Source organism: Micromonospora sp. NPDC048040 (assembly GCF_055587185.1).
On the sequence record NZ_JBVJGT010000056.1, the window covers coordinates 1 to 17,947 of the forward strand.

The following is a 17,947-nucleotide window of genomic DNA, read 5'->3' on the forward strand; positions in this document are numbered from 1 at the left end:
CGGGCCCTCAGCATGCCGCAGAACAGCGGCAATCACGCGGATCGCGCTTATCGAGAAGTGACTATGAAACCGTACTCAAATGAAAGACCGAGGCTAGCGGGACCGCGTCACCCTTGCCGCCCGGCGGCAGGTAGGAGTAGTTGGCGAGGATGCGGCTCAGCGTCAGCTCGTCAGCGTTCGCCCAGACGGCCTGGCTGTAGTAGCGACGGTTGTCGTTGAGGTGGTCCAGGACGGCCTGCGGCACCTTCCCGCCGCGCAGATGGAAGCCGAGCGCGGCGATGTAGGTCCGGCTGCCGCTGCGGACGGTGGACCCGAGCAGCCCGCAGATCGCGGCGCCGCCGGCGTCCTCGGTCAGGTCCGGCGTGGTCGGGCCGGCGGCCGGGCCGAAGCTGACCACCCCGGTCTGCAACGTCAGGCGCAGCCCGGCGAGGCTGCCCCGGGCGGCCGTGCCGGTCCAATAGTCGATGGACAGCAGCTTCTCACCGGCCTTGAAGTCGTAGGATCCGTGCTGCAGCACGCCCGAGCCTCCGGTGTCGCCGCAGCGGTACGTGTGGCCGGGGATGACGAGCCGAACGCTGCGGATGCCGGCGTTGTCCCACCACACGTCGATCTTGGTAGGCCACCCCGACTCCGGCGGCGGCGGGTCGTCGAACGCGGTGAGCGCCTCACGCGGCGCGGTCAGCAGCCGGTAGAGCACGCCCTTGTCGTTCATCAGCCAGAACTCACCACCACCGGCCGAAACGATCTTGGCTGGGAGCGCTGCGGTCATGGGCGCGGTCCCGATCTTGCCGGGTGTCCATGTCGACGAGCCGGGCTCGACCATCATGATCTTCTTGTCGCCGGTGACGCCCCAGATGACACCGTCCGGCGCCGCGGTCAAGCTCACGATGCCCGGAGCGGGCGCCGGACGCTCGGTCCACGTCGTGCCCGTCCGTTCGAAGGTCTTGCCGTCCTTGCAGTACCAGACTCGCTCGCTGTTGACCACGGCAAGATCATCGACAGTGATGACGGACCTCTGCCAGTCGATCCCGACCTGCTGGTAGATCTCCGAGGCATTCCAATGGATGGTGGTGCCGTCGCTGCCACTGGCGACGCCTAGGCCGGCCGCGCCGTGCGGATCGGTGTGCCACGTCGTTCCGTCGAAAACCATGAGCCGGTTGTCGGGCCGGATACCCCAGACCTTGTCCTTGCCCGGCGCAATCCGCTTGAGGCCACTGGCGGGCAGGCCGGTGGTGGGCAGCGGATTCCACTGCCGCGCGACGGGATCGAAGCGCACCGGAGCCCCGTCGAGCTTCCGAACACCGTAGACGCCCATGGCCGACGCCGCGAGGTCGAGCAGGTCGATCCCTTCGAACAACTGATTGGCCGGCGCCTCCGTCGCGGTGCAACCTTCCAGCTTGCGTACGATCGACTCGAGTGGATTGGCGTCGCGGATCCGGGTGGCCCACTCCTTCGGCGCCACGCTGGCCAGCACCTCCTTGTACCGCTGCAGGTTGTTGTGCGTGAAGGAGAGTTCCTGCAACGGGATGAACAGGCACCGCTCGGCGGTCACCGGCTTCGTCGTCACCTCGTAGACCTGCACGACCTCGTAGTACTGGACCGACAGGGCGTGCATGTGGTTGTAGTTGGTCACCACCCGGGTGGTGACCTGTTCCTTCTCCGATTGCGAGGTCTCCCGGACCACCGTCATGTGCCGGCTGCGAGCCGCCGTCGCCACCTGTTGGGTACGCGCGCTGATCTGCTGTGCGGCGTCCGAGGCGACCGAGCGGATGCCGGTGGACCGTACGACGTTCGTCGCGAAGCCGCTGTTGGACGAGTTGCTCCAGGTGCCGCCGAGATTCAGGCCGAACAGAGCCACCCCGCCGCCGCCGCCCTTGCTCGTCGACGTCGACGCCTGCTGCATCGAGGAGGTGCCGTGCTGCTGTTCCTGGGCGATCGTGTTGGCCACCTCGGAGATCGAGCGGTCCTGGGCGGTCCGGCTGGTGAGCAGGTCCTTCTCACTGGTCGCCTCGGTTCCGGTGCCGCGGGTGCGCCGCTCCCAGTCGACGACGGCGACCCTGGTGCTCTCCCCGGGCGCCAGGGCGAGACTGTGCAGCAGCCGGCCCAGCGTCACGCCCTTCACCGCCCAGCTCTGCTCGGTGGTGACGATCATGCCCTCGGCGGGGCGGTCGTAGAACGGCAGATTCTCCTCGCCGAGGTCGATGGCCCCGGTCAGTTTTCGGGGCGGTTTCGCGCCCGGTATGTCGGTCAGCACCACCGACTGGTAGCGGACGACCTCCACCGGATGATCGCCGCTGGCGGGTAGGAGGTCTGCCGGTGTTGCGCCGTCGAGGGGACCGGTCGCCGGCTGTGTGGGTTGCTGACCGTTCTGTGCTGCGGGCATGGATGAGCCTTTCCACGCGGGATCAACGAAGTCCGAAGCGGACTGTCAGGATCTTGCGAACCGGTATTTGTGCAAGTCGAGAATGCGAACAGCCGGTCCGCCGAAGATTGATATTGAAATCGGAAGTCATGCTGGGCGGCGATTGAGTGGCCGTAAACATCAAGTGGCGCTCAAGTGCTGCGGACTGCCGGGCCCGCACAGCGTGCGGACGTGGTGCGCGATGCCGCGGCGGCGGCGATCAGCCTGCGTCGCAAGGGTCGGACAGGACGCCAGATGGCGGTCAGAAGCACGGGACACCTCTCAGAAGCTGTGGACAGTAAGAGATGGCTGAGGACCACCCGTCGACCAACTGCAAGGAGCACCGACTCGAAGCGTCAGAAACGACGGATCAACGCCATGGTGCGGGAGGGGAGAGGATCGGGCCCGGTCGTTGGCTCGGCGGCGGATCGGCGGGGGTCGGACGCCACCCACAGGTATCGCATTCGAAGGGGTGATGGCGCATCACCCCACCCTGGATGCCCGAGGGGTGAAAAGGCGGATGATGCCCACGTGGTTGAGGGCCCCCTCGGATAGGTGTCGCCGGAGGCAGGAAGGTGCCCGATTGGGCTGTCAGCAAGGCGACAACGCCGGCATCGCAGCAGGCGGTGGTATCCGTTCCGTCCGTGGAGGCCCAACCCCTTGATTGACTGAGGCCACCCCCTTGTCGATACTGTGCGTGACGTATCGGGCACCGATGGTGCACGCCGGAGGCAGGGGGGTGTGTCACCCGGTGCCCGAGAGGCTTCCCACCAACATGGGGCCGGGCTGGCCTGACGCGCGGCCGGCACGTCGACCCGCCGGTGTGGTGGAGGCGCTGATCGCGCCCAAGATCCATGTTCGCGCCGTGCAGCCCGAATGGACAGGCCGCCCCAAGCTGCTTGCCGCACTTGACGATGCCGGTGCGGCGCGGCTGGTGACGTTGATCGCCCCCGCCGGGTACGGCAAGTCCACACTGCTGGCACTGTGGCACGCCCACCCGGGCCGCCGCCGGGCCCTGGCGGTGCTCGCCGTCGACGCGCGCGACAACGACCCCGTGCTGTTGTGGTCGGGCATCCTCGCCGCGCTGACCGCAGCGGCGCCGGGACCGCGGTGGACGACAGTGGCCCGGCTACTGCGCCAGACAAACCCGGACATCGACACCGCAGTGCTGCCCGCGGTGTGCGCGGCGCTCGCCCCGCAGGCCGCCACGACCGGGGTGACTGTGGCCCTCGACGACTGCCATCTGCTCACCGAACCGGCGTGTCACCGCCAGCTCGCCGCGTTCGTCGCGGCGCAACCGCCCAACTGCCAACTTCTGGTCGCCTCCCGCCGCAACCCACCACTGCGCCTGGCCCGGCTTCGAGCCAGCGGGCGCCTGCTGGAGATCGGTCCCACCGAGTTGCGCTTCGACGCTGATGATGCCGCCTGGCTGGCCACCACCGCCACCGCCGGGGTCGACCTGCGCGACGGCACCGCGCAGGCACTGATCGACGCCGGCGAGGGCTGGCCCGTCGCGGTGCACCTGGCCGCCCGCGCGATGCGGCACCACACCGACGCGGCAACGGTGCTCGCCCAGCTGACCGCCAGCCACGGCCACCTCGACGACTACATCACCGAGGAAATCCTCGACGGCCTCAGCCGGCGGCAGGCCATGGCCCTGGCCCGTACCGCAGTCCTGGAGCGACTCACCACCGCCCTGGCCCAAGCGGTGGCCGGCGACGACCTGCCCGCCCTCGACTCGCGCCACCCAAACGGGCTGCTGCTGGTTCCGCTGGACACCACCGGTGAATGGTTCCGCCACCACCACCTGATCCAGCACGCCCTACGGCAGCGGTTGCACCGCGACGAACCGCACATGCTCGCACGCCTGCACCGCCGTGCCGCCGCCTGGCTGCTCGCGCAGGGCCGCACCGAAGACGCGATCGAGCACAGCCTGACCGCCGGCGACACCGCCACCGCCATCACGTCAATCGCCTCCGCCTACATGGCGGCGATCAACACCGGGCGGCGGGTAACCGTACGCGCGTGGCTTGACCGCCTCGGCACCGACACGGTCGCCGCCAACGCCCCGGCGGCCATCGCGGCCGCCTGGGTCGCCGCCGTCAGCGGCGACCGCCCGGCCGTCAAACACTGGCTGCGCATCGCTGAACACCTCGGCCACCCAGGGTCGCTACCGGACGGCACGGCATCGGTCACCTCCGCCGCCGCCCTGGTCCGGGCCGTCTTCGGTTTCGACGGACTCAAACCGATGACCGGAGCCGCGCACACCGCCGTCGAGCAGGAAACCGACCCCACCAGCCCTTGGTACGCCATGGCCCGCACCGCCCTCGGCTGCGCTCACTACCTCGGCGGCAAATCGCACGCAGCCCTCGAACCCCTCAGCCTCGCGGCGGCCAGCCACGCCGCTACCCCCATGGTGCGTACCCTCGCCACCGCGGTGCTCGCGCTCGCGCAACACCACCTGGGCCAGCACGAAAAGGCCGCAGCCACCGCCGCCGCCGCAGAAGAGCTGGCCGAACGCTTCGGCCTGCAACAGGCGCCACAGGCCAACATGGCCTACATCGCCCAAGCCGCCGTCGCTATCCATCAGGGCGAGCACGACCGCGCGCGAACCCTGCTCGAGCCGACCCTCGCACTACGTCGGCGCACTCCCGGGATGAGCCCTTGGCCCACTCTCTGCGGTCTGACCCAATTGGCCGAGCTGTACCTGAACACCGGCGATCACGTCGGCGCCGCCGGCTGCATCACCGAGGCCCGCGCTCTGATCGACGAGTTCCCCGACCCGCACAGCCCGCTGCTCGAACTCCTCGACCGACTCGACCGGCACCCCCGCCCAGCACAGCGAGCCGCCCGCCAACCCACCACACTCACCGCCCAAGAACACGCCCTGCTGCGGCTGCTACCCGCACCGATGACCCTGCGGCAGATCGCGGCGCATCGGCACGTCAGCCTCAACACCATCAAAACCCAGACCCGCGCCATCTACCGCAAACTCGGCGCCGCCCACCGGACCGCCGCCGTCACCACCGCCCGCCGCCACGGACTCATTCCCTGAATCCGCTGCTGAGCGCGACGTCAAGGTTGAACCTCGTGGACTGGCGCGGGACCGCGTGGATTTCCGTGTTTGACCTGGGTGTGGTCAGTTGGACGGGACGTCGATCCCGTCCGGGAAGGACCACGTCATGGCAGACAAGACGACGACTGCTGCTCGGCTTTCCCGGCCGACGCCACACCTACCCGCCGTGGCTGACGATGATCACTGGTGGGCCGGTGATCTTCCTGGCCGGCCGAGCCCGCCTGGAATACCTCGTCTTCGCCCGGGTGTCCGGCCGCCGGATCATCGGGATCACCCTGCTGCTGGCTCTCACCCCACTGCTGTCCCACACCTCACCGCTGGCGGCCGCCAGCCTCTCCGCCCTCGTCCTTTTGCTCGTCGCCGTACTCGACAAACGTCACGCCCGACAGCGGCCCCCCGAACACCCCAATCCGGCCGGCTGAACGACGACGAGCGGCCGGGTTGCTGGCGAAGCGCGTCCGTGCTGCGCCGTGTCTGTCTCAGGCGAGGCGACGAGCCGTCCCGAGTCTTCCTGGCGAACGTCCTGAGCTCAAGGGCGTCGCTGGCGGCTGCGACCGGGCGTGTCACCGGAATCCCGCTTGTTGGTCCTCAGCCTCGGGAGCGACGGACTCTTCCCCAGATGAGCGCAGGCACGAGCGTGACGATTGTGGAGAGCGGGACCTCACCACGCTCATCGGGACCCGGGTCGAGCAGGCGTCTGCGCGGTGGGGTTCTTGCGTGCACCTCACCACTGCAGCCTGGGGAAGCGGCGGACCCGCTGGTGGGCCGCACCGGAGTCGTCACGGTGGCGGGCACACGGGGTCGAGTGGTTTGCCGTAGTTGCCGCTGAGGTGGGAGCGGAGCGTGTCGCCGAACCCGGTGATGTCGCCGGTGCGTAGGGATGCGAGCAGGTGTTGGTGTTCGGCGATGATGGCCTCACACCGTGCGAGTAGGCGTTCCCCGTGGCTGAACAGGAGGAAGCGTTGTCGATCGGCGAGGCGGTCGTTGAGTTCCAGCATGACCTCGTTGCGGCTGGATTCCACGAACGATCGGTGGAACGCGATCGTCAGTTCGATGAAGCGGTCCAGATCGCGTTCCCGGAACGCGCGTTCCTGTTCGACGACCGCTTGGTCAAGACGGTCTGCGAGCATCTCAAGCGCTTGGCTTGAGGCGCGTCGAACGGAGGTGACCTCGAGGATGAGACGGGCGTCGGCCAGGTCTTTGATCGCGCGGTCGCTGAGTCCTTGGACCAGGGCGCCGCGCTTGGGGTAGATCGTGATCCACCCTTCGTCCTGCAATCGGGCCAGGGCGGTGCGGACGGGGGTGCGACTTACGCCGATCTGTGCGGCCAGCGCCGCTTCCCCGAGCATGGTTCCGCTGGGGAACACGCCGCCGAGAATGTCGTCGCGGATCCTGCGGTACGCCTGGTCGGTGGCTGACTCGCCAGCAGCGGACGTCACTCGCGGCCCACCTCCCCCTCGGAACATCTTGTTCCCGATTCAGTACAACTGGCATTCAGCCGGCATAGCATACCGGCCCTGCCGCCCGGTTGGTGGGAACGAGCCTCGGCATCTAGGATACAAGTTGCGTCCTATCGGAATCCAACGCTGTCGGCAGGCGTTGTCCGGGAAGCACCCATCGGACGGGCGCGAGAGGAAGGGAGTGCCCGTGAGGCAGCTCATCATCATCGGCTCAGGGCCGGCCGGCTACACCGCTGCGGTCTACGCGGCCCGCGCGAACCTGCGCCCGCTGGTCGTCGCCTCCTCGGTCGAGGCGGGCGGTGAGTTGATGAACACGACCGAGGTCGAAAACTTCCCCGGGTTCCCCGAGGGGGTCATGGGCCCGGAGTTGATGACGCGGATGCAGGCCCAGGCGCAACGGTTCGGTGCGCAGGTGATCTTGGACGATGTCACGGCGGTGTCGCTGGCCGGCGAGGTCAAGACGGTCGAGCTGAGCTCTGGAGCGGCCCTCAAGGCGCTTGCAGTGATCATCGCCACCGGGTCGGCGTACCGCAGGCTCGGCCTCGCCGATGAGGACCGGCTTGCTGGTCGCGGCGTCTCGTGGTGCGCGACCTGTGACGGTGCGTTCTTCCGTGATCGGGAGATCGCCGTGATCGGCGGCGGCGATTCCGCGATTGAAGAAGCGCTGTTCCTGACCAGGTTCGCGTCGAAGGTTCACGTGGTGCACCGGCGCGACAGTCTTCGGGCGTCGAAGATCATGCAGGAACGAGCGTTCGCGAACGAGAAGATCTCGTTCGTCTGGAACAGCGAGGTCGTCGGCATTGCCGGCGACGCCACCGTGGAGAGGCTGCGACTGCGCGACACCGTATCCGGCCGGGAGGGATCCCTGGCTGTGGCCGGAGTGTTCGTGGCCATCGGCCATGATCCGCGCGTCCACCTCGTCCACGGGCAGCTTCCCTTGACCGAACAGGGCACGATCGCCGTCGAGGGGCGCAGCTCCCGGACCGGGCTGCCCGGGGTCTTCGCCGCCGGGGACGTCATCGACCCGCGCTATCGGCAGGCGATCACGGCCGCCGCTTCCGGCGCGACAGCAGCACTGGACGCCGAACACTTCCTGGCCTCTATGCCCGATGCCGTCCTCTCGCGTGCCGTGCAAGCGCGCGCGGATGCCTCCAGCCGAGCTGAACCGGACCCGACTCGCGAAACCGCGGTCGTCTAGAGGAAGAAGGAACACCCATGTCCGCTGCGCGTCCCGTCACCGACACATCCTTCCAGGCGGATGTCCTCGCCGCCGACAAGCCGGTCCTGGTCCAGTTCTGGGCTGCATGGTGTCCGCCCTGCCGTGCACTGAGCCCGATCGTGGAGCAGATCGCCGATGAGCACGTCGACAAGCTGAGTGTGTTCAAGCTGAATGTCGACGAGAACCCTGCGACCGCCGCGAGGTACGGCATCACCTCGATCCCCGTGTTGAAGGTGTTCTCCGCCGGGATGGTCACCAAGGAGATGGTGGGAGCGGCACCGAAGCGGGTCATCGAATCGCAACTGCTGGGTGACGTTCTCGCCTGATACGGGGCGGTGCGACCACGCGGGCCTGCCCTCCAACCCGTGGCACGCCCGCCACCACGTACGCGCCGCACGGTGTCGGCGTCGGTGCCGCGTTCTCCTCCGAGATCACCGGCGGCATCGACGCCGGCCGAGCATCAGTCGAAAGCTCACACTCTTCAGCCGCTTCCCCACATCGGAAGTGTGCGATCCCTCGTGATCCATCCGGCATCGATCGCCCACTCGCAGCTCACCCGGATCAGCTCCTCGACGCCGGTATCACCCTCGGCCTGATCCGGCTCGGTGTCGGACTCGGGCATGTCCACGACCTGATCGCCGACCTCAACGACGTCGTGCACCGGACCGGCGCCGCGTCTCACCTGCGGGCACCGCATCCAGCTGCTGCCCCGCCCGGAAATCCAGAACGTCACGCAGACAAGGAAGCACGTGCTAGAACCCCAATGCTCGGCCCGCGCCGACAGCGCCTCCCTCACCCGGACGGGTCCGACCATCGACGCCGTCCAACGACGCACGATGACAGTGCTCGTCATCGCGCAGATCATCGGCACCGTCGGCGTCGGCGTCGCACCCTCGATCGGTGTGCTGCTGGCAGGAGAGGTCACCGACAACGAAGCCTGGGCAGGGCTGGCCCGTACCGCCAGCACACTCGGTGCGGCGCTCCTGGGCCTGCCACTGGGGAACCTCGCCGCGCGCCGCGGACGTCGCGTCGCCCTCAGCGGCGGATGGTGGATGGCCGCCGCCGGCGGAGCACTGTTGGTCGCCGCGGCACAGTGGAGCATGGTCGTCCCGCTCTTCATCGGCCTCCTCCTGATCGGCGCAGGCTCCGCGGTGAGCCTCCAATCACGATTCGCTGCGACAGATCTCGCCGAACCCCGACACAAAGCCCGCTCACTCGCCCTGGTCGTCTGGGTGGGAACACTCGGCTCCGTCCTCGGCCCGAACCTCGGCGTGCCCGGCGAGCTCGTCGGTGCCGCCACCGGGCTCACCATCTTCGCCAGCGCGTTCCTCATCGCCGCGATCTGCCTCGCCCTCGCCGGCCTCGTCGTGTTCGTGTGGCTGCGCCCCGACCCTCTCCTCCTGCTCGATCAGCCTGCTCAGACGCCACTGAGCACTCCCGCGGGCAAGCGCCCCGGCCGCATCCGCCAGGTGCTCATCGAGCTCCGCACGAACCGGCGGGCCCGAGTGGCGATGATCGCGATTCTCACCGCCCAGGTGGTGATGGTCTCGGTCATGACCATGACCCCGGTTCACGTCGCCCACCAAGGCGGATCGATCAGCATCATCGGGATCACGATCAGCCTGCACATCGCCGGAATGTATGGCCTCTCCCCGCTCGTGGGCCTGATCGCCGACCGGCGCGGTCACCGGTTCACGATCAGCACCGGCATCGTCATCTTCCTCGCCTCGCTCGTGATCGGCGCCGTGAAACCCGACGACACCGCGTGGATCATCGTGTCGCTGATCCTGCTCGGGGTCGGCTGGTCGTTCGTCAACGTCGCCGGATCGGCACTGTTCAGCACCGCCGTCGCCACCCAGACACGTGCCGCATCCCAAGGAGGCGTCGACGCGCTCTCGAACCTCTGCGGCGCAACCGCAGCATTCGCCGCCGGCCCCCTGCTCGCTCTCACCAGCTTCTCGGCGCTGTCCATCCTCGCGATCATCACGCTCATCCCACTCACCGTCCTCATGGCCACCCGCGCACTCGCCCCGAACGCATTGTGAGCGCGGCGCTCGCGCCCTGCCGCCGGTCACGGGGTGCCAGCCGCCCTTTGGATCCATCTTGTATCCTAGCGGGGTGACCTCTTCGACAAAGGCCTCACTGCAGGTGATGGAGGCGAAGTATCGCCGTTCACGACGGCTCAACCTCGTGCTGGGCGTGATCGCCGCGTTCCTCGGGGTAGTGGTGGCAGCTCAGTCGCTGCCCGGGCAGAGCCCGACCAGCGCATCGGCACCTTCGAAATCGGCGTCATCGGAACGGTCCGAGGAAGCGACAGGCGACCCAGTTTTTGTACGCCGGGACGCCGACGATCCGATGGCGATCGGCGAGGTCGACGCACCGGTCGTGCTCACGCAGTGGACGGACCTGCGATGCCCGTACTGCGCGGTGTTCAGCAGGGACACTCTGCCCACGCTGATCAAGGAGTACGTCGACGCGGGCAAGGTGCGCGTCGAGTTCCACGACGTGGCGTTCTTCGGCGAGCAGTCCGAGGATGCCGCGGTCGCTGCGCGGGCGGCGGCGAAGCAAGGCAAGTTCATGGAGTTCGTGACCACCGTGTACGACGCCGCACCGGAGCGAGGGCACCCGAATCTGCCCAGGGAGACGCTCATCGCGTTCGCCAAGAAGGCGGGTGTGCCCGACATCGACCGGTACACGGCCGATCTCGACGACCCGAAGCTTCGCGCGGCCGCGCAGGAGAGCACCCGATCGGCACAGCAGCTCGGCGTCAACAGCGTGCCGTTCTTCGTCGCCGGGACCACTGCGCTGTCGGGCGCGCAGCCACTCGGCACGTTCCGCGATTTCCTCGACACGGCGCTGACGCAGGCGAAGTAGATCGCCGTGGATCTCGGTCTGCTGGGTGCCTTCCTCGGCGGCGTGCTCACGCTGCTGAGCCCGTGCTCGGCGATGTTGCTACCGGCGTTCTTCTCCTATGCGTTCAGCAGTCCCGCCGCGATTGTCGCCCGCACCGGTGTGTTCTATCTCGGGCTGGTCACCACCCTGGTCCCACTCGGGGTGCTCGCCGGGACCCTCGGCGCGTTCGTGAACCAGCACCGCTTCGTCCTGGTCACCGTCGCCGCGATCGTGGTGATCGTCCTCGGCGCGATCATGCTGCTGAACATCCCGATGCCGTTCCTGCCCGGTCGCAAGGCCACTGAGGGCACGTCGGTCGCCGCCGTGTACGCGCTCGGAACCGTCTACGGCCTGGCCGGGGTGTGCGCCGGGCCGCTGCTGGGCGCTGTGCTGACGTTCGCCGCCGTCGCCGGCAACGCGCTGTCCGGCGGAATCGTCCTGCTGATCTTCGCCGCGGGCATGGCGCTGCCCCTACTTGTGCTCGCCCTGCTGTGGGGGCGACTGCCGTACGTGAAACGCCTCGTCCGCCCGCGCGTGATCACCATCGGCCGGTGGTGGAACACCTGGACCGGCATCATCGGCGGCGCGCTCACGGTCGCCGTCGGAATTCTGTTGCTGGCCACCGGCGGCACCACCGTCCTCGGCGGCATCCTCGACGCAGCCGACCAGGCCCGCCTCGAGGGCGCCGTTCTGCAAGGCGCCAACAGGGTCCCCGACCTCCTCGTCGTCACCATCGTCATCGCCGCCGCACTGACCGCATGGAGCCTCATGCAGGTGCGCCACAAACGCACCAGTACCCGCAACGACGCCACCACCGCGTCCGCTGATCAGAAGCACGAGGCGCAAGAGGCATGACCTGCCCTCCGCACCCAGCACCGAGGTCATGCTGGGCGCTTGGGCTCGGGGGAGACGTCGTTCGTGCGGGTGCCAACGCCGAAGACACCCGAGCAACGGCCAAGGGGCGGCCCTCAGCGTCGTTCGCCGCTCATTTTCCGTGCGACCGTCTTGGCGACGCCCCGGGTCGCGTCGCCGCAGGTAGAGCCCGGCTCAGCCTGCGGCGTCGACCGGGTTCTGCCGTCGGCTGACCGGCTGAGTACTTATCGCGGTCACGAGATCCTCGCGGGCCCGGCCTACCCGGGAGCGGATCGTGCCGACCGGACAACCGCACACCTCCGCCGCCTTGACGTAGGACAGCCCGAGGACCTGTGTGGCGACGAACGCCTCCCGTCGGCCCGCAGGCAGCGCCGCGATCAGGCGCTCCAACACCACCCGCCGATCGAAATCACTCTGCGAGACATCGGGTGTGTCGTAGGAGTCCGACATCGGCACCGTACGGGGCCGGGCCGACGCCGCCCGGACATGGTCGACAGCGACCCGCCGAGCGATACTGAGCAGCCACGTCAACGCAGACGAGCGCGCGGCGAACGACGGCAGCGACCGCATCGCCCGCAGATACGTCTCCTGCGCCAGGTCATCGGCCTCGTCCGGAGAGGCCAGTGCGGCGAGGAAGCGACGTACACGGTGCTGCGTCGCGCCGACGAAGCGGGCAGCGGCGTTCCGATCGCCGCGGCCGGCCGCGAGTGCCCACGCGGTGACGTCCGCATCATCGATCACCCTGACGTCTCCGTGTCCGGAGCCGTCAGTGCCGCCGGTCTGTTGGAACGACGACCAGCACGAGCAGGCTGGAAAATGGTCTTGCCTGCCAACGCGCCGGTGGTGTCGGTCCGACCGCGGCGGGCGGAGGATGCTCGTCGACAAGACCACTCTCGCAAAGCCGATCGAGGTGCACGGCAGTCAGGTGAACGAGGCTGTAAGGTGCAAAATCTGGTGTCTCAACTCCGCGAGGGCCCAGCTCACAGCTTGCCGCAGATTGAACATCGGGCCTGGCATTGCAAGATCGTCGTCTGACTGGTGCCGGCGAGTCGCGAACCACGGCGCGTTGAGGTCCGGGGCTGCTCCGCCCGCTGTCGGATGGCATGCTCGTGTCCCATGATCGATGACGTCGCGAAGGACTACCTGCATGGCCAGCTCAGGTCTACACGTCAGGCGCTGGTCTGGAAGCTCGACGGCCTTTCCGAGTACGACGTCCGGCGTCCTCTGACAGCGACGGGGACAAACCTTCTTGGTCTGGTGAAGCACTTGGCGACCTGGGAGGCCAGGTATCTTGGCGAGATCTTCGACCGCCCGTTCCCGGAACCGCTGCCGCGGTGGCAGGACGCGGACGGCAGCGACCTGTGGGCGACCCCGGGCGAGACCCGCGAGCAGATCATCGACTTCTACCAGCGTGCCTGGGAACATGCAGACGCGACGATCAAAGAGCTTTCCATCGACGCGCCTGGCCACGTGCCGTGGTGGCCGCGCCCCAACGTCAAGCTGTTCAACATCATGATCCACGTCCTTCAGGACACCACCCGGCATGCCGGACACGCCGACATCCTGCGTGAGCAACTCGATGGCCGGACTGGGGTGATGGCTGAGTACGAGGAGCAGATCGACACGGCGGCCCGGGAGGCGTACTGGGCGAAGATCGAGCGGGCTGCGCAGGAAGCGGCCGACTGCTCGCATCATGCCGACCTGTCCGACACGCATTGCCCGGTGGGGACGTCGTGAGACATCCGGATCTCGTGGAGGTTCGCCCGTGAGGGCGGTCATCGTCGCGGCCGCGGTCGCGTTCATCATCTCCCTGTTCGGCACGCCGGTGGCGATTCGCGTCTTCACCGCGCTCAAGGCCGGCCAGCCGATCCGATCCATCGGGCTCGCCAGCAACCAGGGCAAGAAGGGCACGCCCACGATGGGCGGCGTCGTCTTCATCGTGGCGACTGTCTTCGCCTACGTCGCCGGGCATATCGCACTGACCACCCTGCCCGAGCGGCAGCTCGCGCAGGAGGGGCCGACCATGACGGCCCTGGTGCTGCTCGGGCTGTTCGTCTTCTGCGGCGCGGTCGGCTTCTTCGACGACATCCTCAAGGTGCGCCGGCGCAACTCCGACGGACTGTCCGCCAAAGGCAAGCTGCTCGGCCAGGCGATCGTTGGCGGCGGGTTCGCCATCGCCGCGCTCTACGTGCCGAGCACCAACGGCCAGACCGTGGCCAGCGAGCACATCTCGCTTATCCGCGACATCAGCTGGCTGGACGTCGGCAAGGTGGGCGCGGTCATGGTCTTCGTCTTCGTGATCATGGCGATGTCGAACGGCGTGAACCTCACCGACGGCCTCGACGGCTTGGCCACCGGCGCGTCGATCCTGGTGCTCGGCGCGTACGCGCTGATCGGCTTCTGGCAGTACCGGCACTGGTGCGCCGACGACGCGTACGCCCGCGTTAACGACTACTGCTACCAGGTCCGGGATCCCCTGGAGATCGCCATGATCGCGGCGGCGGCGGCCGCTGCCTGCGTGGGCTTCCTGTGGTGGAACACGTCCCCGGCGCGGATCTTCATGGGTGACGTGGGCTCGCTCGGGCTCGGCGGCCTGATCGGCGGGCTCGCGGTGGCAACCCGCACCACGCTGCTTTCGATCATGATCGGCGGGCTCTTCGTCATCATCACGACGACCTGGGTGATCCAGATCGTCTCGTTCCGGACCACCGGTAGACGTGTCTTCCGGATGGTGCCGTTGCACCACCATTTCGAGTTGGCCGGCTGGAGCGAAATCAATATTGTGGTCCGGTTCTGGATCGTGGCTGGCGTCTGCGTGGCGGTCGGCCTGGGCCTGTTCTACTCGGATTACTTGGCGGTCGTTGGATGAAGTCACGCGACAAGCCTGTGTCGTGCCACCGACGCTGACGGCGTCGTGCAGACCGGTGAGCGCGGGGGCGGTGAGCGGGGTTTGAGCACGGCGAGCGCTGATGACCTCGCGTCGATGACGTGTTTGGAATAGGTGAGGCAGCATCGGGCCGATGGTGCGCTCGTGGGCGTCGTAGCGGGCGACCAGGGGGATGCTGCCGGTGTGGTCGCGGAGGCGGGCGATGATTGCGGCGAGGACGCTGGCCAGTTCCGGTGTGACCAGCAGTCGCTCACGGTCAGACTTGGAGGGAACGATCTACAACAGCGCGACGACCTCAGCGGTGTCGGGCAGCTGATAGGAGATGAGCGCCAGGTGATTGATCTCCAGTAGTTCTTCCAGCCGGACGCCAGTGTGGCGCAGCGTCTCGATGACGGCCCAGTCCAGGCAGGGTGGCTTTCCGAGCTGGCTGTCGCCGGCCTTGTGGCGCTGGCCGCAGCGCAACTCGACACCGTGCGGGCAGGTGTGGCCGAACGGGTGACAAACCGAGGATCGGCAGGAGCAGCCGTCCTTCTTGCGGCAGTCCGCGGCGTGGACCTTCACGACTCGGTGGTGGACCTGCGTGACACGTTCCGCTAGCCCGTCAGCCCTCACGATCGCCTACTGAGCCGACAGCATCCGTATCGTCCCGTCAGACTGTTGACGCTAGGGGAGCCGGGCATGAGCAAGGCCTTGACAGGGAAGTCGGCTGCCCTTTCACACCGACGCGGATTGGGTGTGGCTGCGTCGGGACAGCCCCAGGGACATTGCGCAGTCGGATTACTCCTGGTCACCGTGTCGATGAGGTCGTGGGGTCGGCGGTTGGCGCGTCTGGTGGCTGTGGCGAGGTTGGGTTCACCGTTGCTGCGGTGGTATCCGATGGTCCGGTCCAGATCCCGTGCCCAGTCCGCGATCGCGACGGACGTGACTGCGCCAGCCAGCACCGCGCACACCGCCACTGCAAGGGGTAACCTGGGCGCGGGACCCGTCCGAAGGCGATCGGGTCGACCCCGTCAGGTTTCGCTGCCAGGTCTGGTCTTTCCTTCAGGGCCCGGCGCCGGTCGGGCTCGACATCGACTGAGGAGACAGACATGGCGGTAGGAGTGTTTGCGGGCATCCCGGTGCGTGACTATGGCAGCGCCCTGGAGTGGTACAAGCGGCTGCTCGGTGCTGAACCGGCCTTCTATCCGAACGAGATCGAGGCGGTCTGGCGGTTGGCCGAGGATCGGTACGTGTACATCATCCAGGATCCCGACCGGGCCGGTGGAGCTGTTAGCATGATTTGGGTCGACGACCCAGTCGCCGAGGTTGCGAGGATCTCCGGACAGGGCCTGGAGCCGGTCGACGTTGAGAAGCACGACTCGGTCTGGAAGTACGTCTTCCACGACAGCGACGGCAACGAGACCGGAATCGGCGGAGAGGTCTCGACGACCAGATGATCACGGGCCCCGCGCTGCAGGCGTGGTGACCTCAGACCGCCATTCCCCCGTCCCCCCGTCGTTCAATCGAGCGCCAGTGAATTGCCATGCCGTGTGCCGTTGACCCACCCGACGGGGAGCGGGGCGGGACCCGGGTGTCGAGGCGCTGCGCCGACGGTCGCCTCGGAATCCGACACAGCCGGGCCGTGGCAGGCGGTGGCGGACGCGATCGAACGGGCACACCACGACCAGATTCTGGGCTCGGGCTGGACTGGCTTCTTCGAGACCGCCCGGCGACTCGCCGTTGCAGGTGTGCCGTTACAGGCGTCGCCGAGCGCGGTCTGGTGCCTGGTTGCCGCGATGGTGGCGACCAGGTCGGCCGAGGCCGCGCCATGGGCGCGAACGCTCGCCCGGCTGGCCGGGCATGTGCGTTGCCTGGACTGCGGCGTGGTGTGGGCGATCGCCGACGTCATGAGCGATGCGAATGACGCCGAGCCGGTCGACGTCGCCGACGATGCGCAGAGCCAGTACGCGGGCGCGCAGGGTGTGCTGTTCACGGTGGACCGAAACGACGAGGTCGACGAGCCGCAGTCCTGCGGGGGTGTCTCGTCGGCGACGATCGCCGACGGGGTCGCAGGGTTCCCTGCGCCCCCCGATCGGGAACTGCTCAGGACGCAGGTCGCGGTGCGTACGATGTGGCGCTCCGATGCCGGCCCGGTCGATGCGCTGACGCTGGTGGCGGGCCGACCGTCAGTCATCGCGGCGGCTGGCAGCGATGCGGCCAGGTTGTGGGACGTCGTTTCCGGGTCGCCGATCGGGCCGCCGCTCGACGGCCCGGCCGTGGCGGTGGCGTCGGTCGCGTTGCCCGACGGCCGTGCCGTCATAGTCGTAGCTGGCGACGGCGGCACTCTGCGTTGGTGGGATGCCTCGACCGGTCGACCACTGGACGGCCCGGTGGCCGCCGGCACGGCACAGATCGGGTCGCTCGCCCCAATCCTCATGCCGACCGACCCACATCCGGGAACCGTCGACTGGCTGGCAAGACTCCGCGACGGCCGTACCGTGCTCGCCGTCGGCGACACCGACGGCGCGGTCCGGCTGTGGGACCCGGTGACCCGCAACCCGCTGACCGAGCTGTTCCATCGTGCCGGCCGGCCCGTGGCCGCAATGACGGCAGTCGACTTCGTCAATCAGCCGCCGTGGAGCGGCACCGACGTCGTCACCGTGTACGGCGACTGCACCGTCGACGTGTGGGGGTCGACAGCCGTTCACGGCGACCGTTCGACGATGGCACCCGACTCGCGCAAGCTCGTCGCGATCGGCCACCAACGCCTCATCGGCGTTGCCGTGTCACCTGAACGGCTCGGGTATCGCAAGCCGGTCCTGCTGGCCGACCGCAACGGCGCGGTATCGATCTGGGAGACCTTCGGCGTGCGGCTGGGCGACCCTTTGCCGCCCGACCTGGCCCACCGCGACGTGGTCGGCATCGTCGCTCTACCGGCGGCCGGCGACGGCATCGTCGTGGTGACAGCGAGCCGGGCGGACCGCAACCTACGGGTGTGGGAGCCGCTGCGTGGCAGCGTTGCCCTCGTGCCACTCGACATCCGACCGCGCTGCCTGCTCAGCGCTGGTGACGTGCTGATGATCGGGCACGACGACGGACTCCTCGCCCTGTCCCTCGCCAGCGGTCTCATCGAGGGACGGTGACTCTGTTGGCGTGTAGT

16 protein-coding genes are annotated in these 17,947 nt (G+C 68.1%); 11 read left to right on the plus strand and 5 right to left on the minus strand.

What is annotated here, in order from left to right; translation table 11 throughout:
- Positions 1–61: 61 nt before the first annotated feature.
- Positions 62–2,383: a hypothetical protein gene (locus tag ACZ6O2_RS30770; RefSeq protein ID WP_466025345.1), complete on the minus strand. Its 2,322-nt coding sequence runs from the start codon at positions 2,381–2,383 to the stop codon at positions 62–64.
- Positions 2,384–3,335: 952 nt separating this feature from the next.
- Here ACZ6O2_RS30770 and ACZ6O2_RS30775 point away from each other — a divergent pair.
- Positions 3,336–5,456 (plus strand): helix-turn-helix transcriptional regulator, encoded by a 2,121-nt coding sequence (locus ACZ6O2_RS30775; protein WP_466025346.1) that lies wholly within the window; start codon positions 3,336–3,338, stop codon positions 5,454–5,456.
- Positions 5,457–5,653: 197 nt separating this feature from the next.
- Complete coding sequence (locus ACZ6O2_RS30780) at positions 5,654–5,899, plus strand: hypothetical protein (protein WP_466025347.1); 246 nt, start codon at positions 5,654–5,656, stop codon at positions 5,897–5,899.
- Positions 5,900–6,256: 357 nt separating this feature from the next.
- On the opposite strand, the gene ACZ6O2_RS30785 is transcribed toward ACZ6O2_RS30780, so the two are convergent.
- Positions 6,257–6,916, minus strand: coding sequence for a GntR family transcriptional regulator (locus ACZ6O2_RS30785; RefSeq protein WP_350705183.1), 660 nt, complete (start codon positions 6,914–6,916; stop codon positions 6,257–6,259).
- A 202-nt stretch (positions 6,917–7,118) separates the two neighbouring features.
- Here ACZ6O2_RS30785 and trxB point away from each other — a divergent pair, with 202 nt between their 5' ends.
- Both trxB and trxA read left to right on the plus strand, forming a co-directional pair.
- Positions 7,119–8,135 carry a thioredoxin-disulfide reductase gene (gene trxB, locus ACZ6O2_RS30790; RefSeq protein ID WP_466025348.1) on the plus strand — a complete coding sequence of 339 codons (1,017 nt, stop codon included), beginning with the start codon at positions 7,119–7,121 and terminating at the stop codon, positions 8,133–8,135.
- 17 nt (positions 8,136–8,152) lie between these two features.
- Positions 8,153–8,482 carry a thioredoxin gene (gene trxA, locus ACZ6O2_RS30795; protein WP_466025349.1) on the plus strand — a complete coding sequence of 110 codons (330 nt, stop codon included), beginning with the start codon at positions 8,153–8,155 and terminating at the stop codon, positions 8,480–8,482.
- A 155-nt stretch (positions 8,483–8,637) separates the two neighbouring features.
- Here the strand turns inward: trxA and ACZ6O2_RS30800 are convergent, their stop codons facing one another.
- Entirely contained in the window at positions 8,638–9,009 is a 372-nt protein-coding gene (locus ACZ6O2_RS30800) for a hypothetical protein (protein ID WP_466025350.1), read from the minus strand.
- Here ACZ6O2_RS30800 and ACZ6O2_RS30805 point away from each other — a divergent pair.
- From ACZ6O2_RS30805 to ACZ6O2_RS30815, 3 genes are all read left to right on the plus strand, one after another.
- On the plus strand, positions 8,999–10,201 hold the full coding sequence (locus ACZ6O2_RS30805; protein WP_466025351.1) for an MFS transporter: 1,203 nt from the start codon (positions 8,999–9,001) through the stop codon (positions 10,199–10,201). The two genes, ACZ6O2_RS30800 and ACZ6O2_RS30805, sit on opposite strands and share 11 nt — an antisense overlap.
- Positions 10,202–10,274: 73 nt before the next feature.
- Positions 10,275–11,030 carry a DsbA family protein gene (locus ACZ6O2_RS30810; RefSeq protein WP_466025352.1) on the plus strand — a complete coding sequence of 252 codons (756 nt, stop codon included), beginning with the start codon at positions 10,275–10,277 and terminating at the stop codon, positions 11,028–11,030.
- Between the two features lie 6 nt (positions 11,031–11,036).
- Positions 11,037–11,903, plus strand: coding sequence for a cytochrome c biogenesis CcdA family protein (locus tag ACZ6O2_RS30815; RefSeq protein ID WP_466025353.1), 867 nt, complete (start codon positions 11,037–11,039; stop codon positions 11,901–11,903).
- A 192-nt stretch (positions 11,904–12,095) separates the two neighbouring features.
- Here the strand turns inward: ACZ6O2_RS30815 and ACZ6O2_RS30820 are convergent, their stop codons facing one another.
- Positions 12,096–12,662: a sigma-70 family RNA polymerase sigma factor gene (locus tag ACZ6O2_RS30820; protein WP_466025354.1), complete on the minus strand. Its 567-nt coding sequence runs from the start codon at positions 12,660–12,662 to the stop codon at positions 12,096–12,098.
- Between the two features lie 375 nt (positions 12,663–13,037).
- On the opposite strand from ACZ6O2_RS30820, the gene ACZ6O2_RS30825 reads away from it, so the two are divergent.
- A complete protein-coding gene (locus ACZ6O2_RS30825) occupies positions 13,038–13,658 on the plus strand; it encodes a DinB family protein (RefSeq protein WP_466025355.1) in 621 nt (206 codons plus the stop codon).
- Positions 13,659–13,686: 28 nt separating this feature from the next.
- Complete coding sequence (gene mraY / locus ACZ6O2_RS30830) at positions 13,687–14,790, plus strand: phospho-N-acetylmuramoyl-pentapeptide-transferase (RefSeq protein ID WP_466025378.1); 1,104 nt, start codon at positions 13,687–13,689, stop codon at positions 14,788–14,790.
- 294 nt (positions 14,791–15,084) lie between these two features.
- Here mraY and ACZ6O2_RS30835 read toward each other — a convergent pair whose 3' ends face one another.
- On the minus strand, positions 15,085–15,369 hold the full coding sequence (locus ACZ6O2_RS30835; protein ID WP_466025356.1) for a hypothetical protein: 285 nt from the start codon (positions 15,367–15,369) through the stop codon (positions 15,085–15,087).
- 527 nt (positions 15,370–15,896) lie between these two features.
- Here ACZ6O2_RS30835 and ACZ6O2_RS30840 point away from each other — a divergent pair.
- Complete coding sequence (locus tag ACZ6O2_RS30840; protein WP_466025357.1) at positions 15,897–16,244, plus strand: VOC family protein; 348 nt, start codon at positions 15,897–15,899, stop codon at positions 16,242–16,244.
- Positions 16,245–16,439: 195 nt separating this feature from the next.
- Positions 16,440–17,930: a WD40 repeat domain-containing protein gene (locus ACZ6O2_RS30845; RefSeq protein WP_466025358.1), complete on the plus strand. Its 1,491-nt coding sequence runs from the start codon at positions 16,440–16,442 to the stop codon at positions 17,928–17,930.
- The last annotated feature ends 17 nt before the right edge of the window (positions 17,931–17,947 follow it).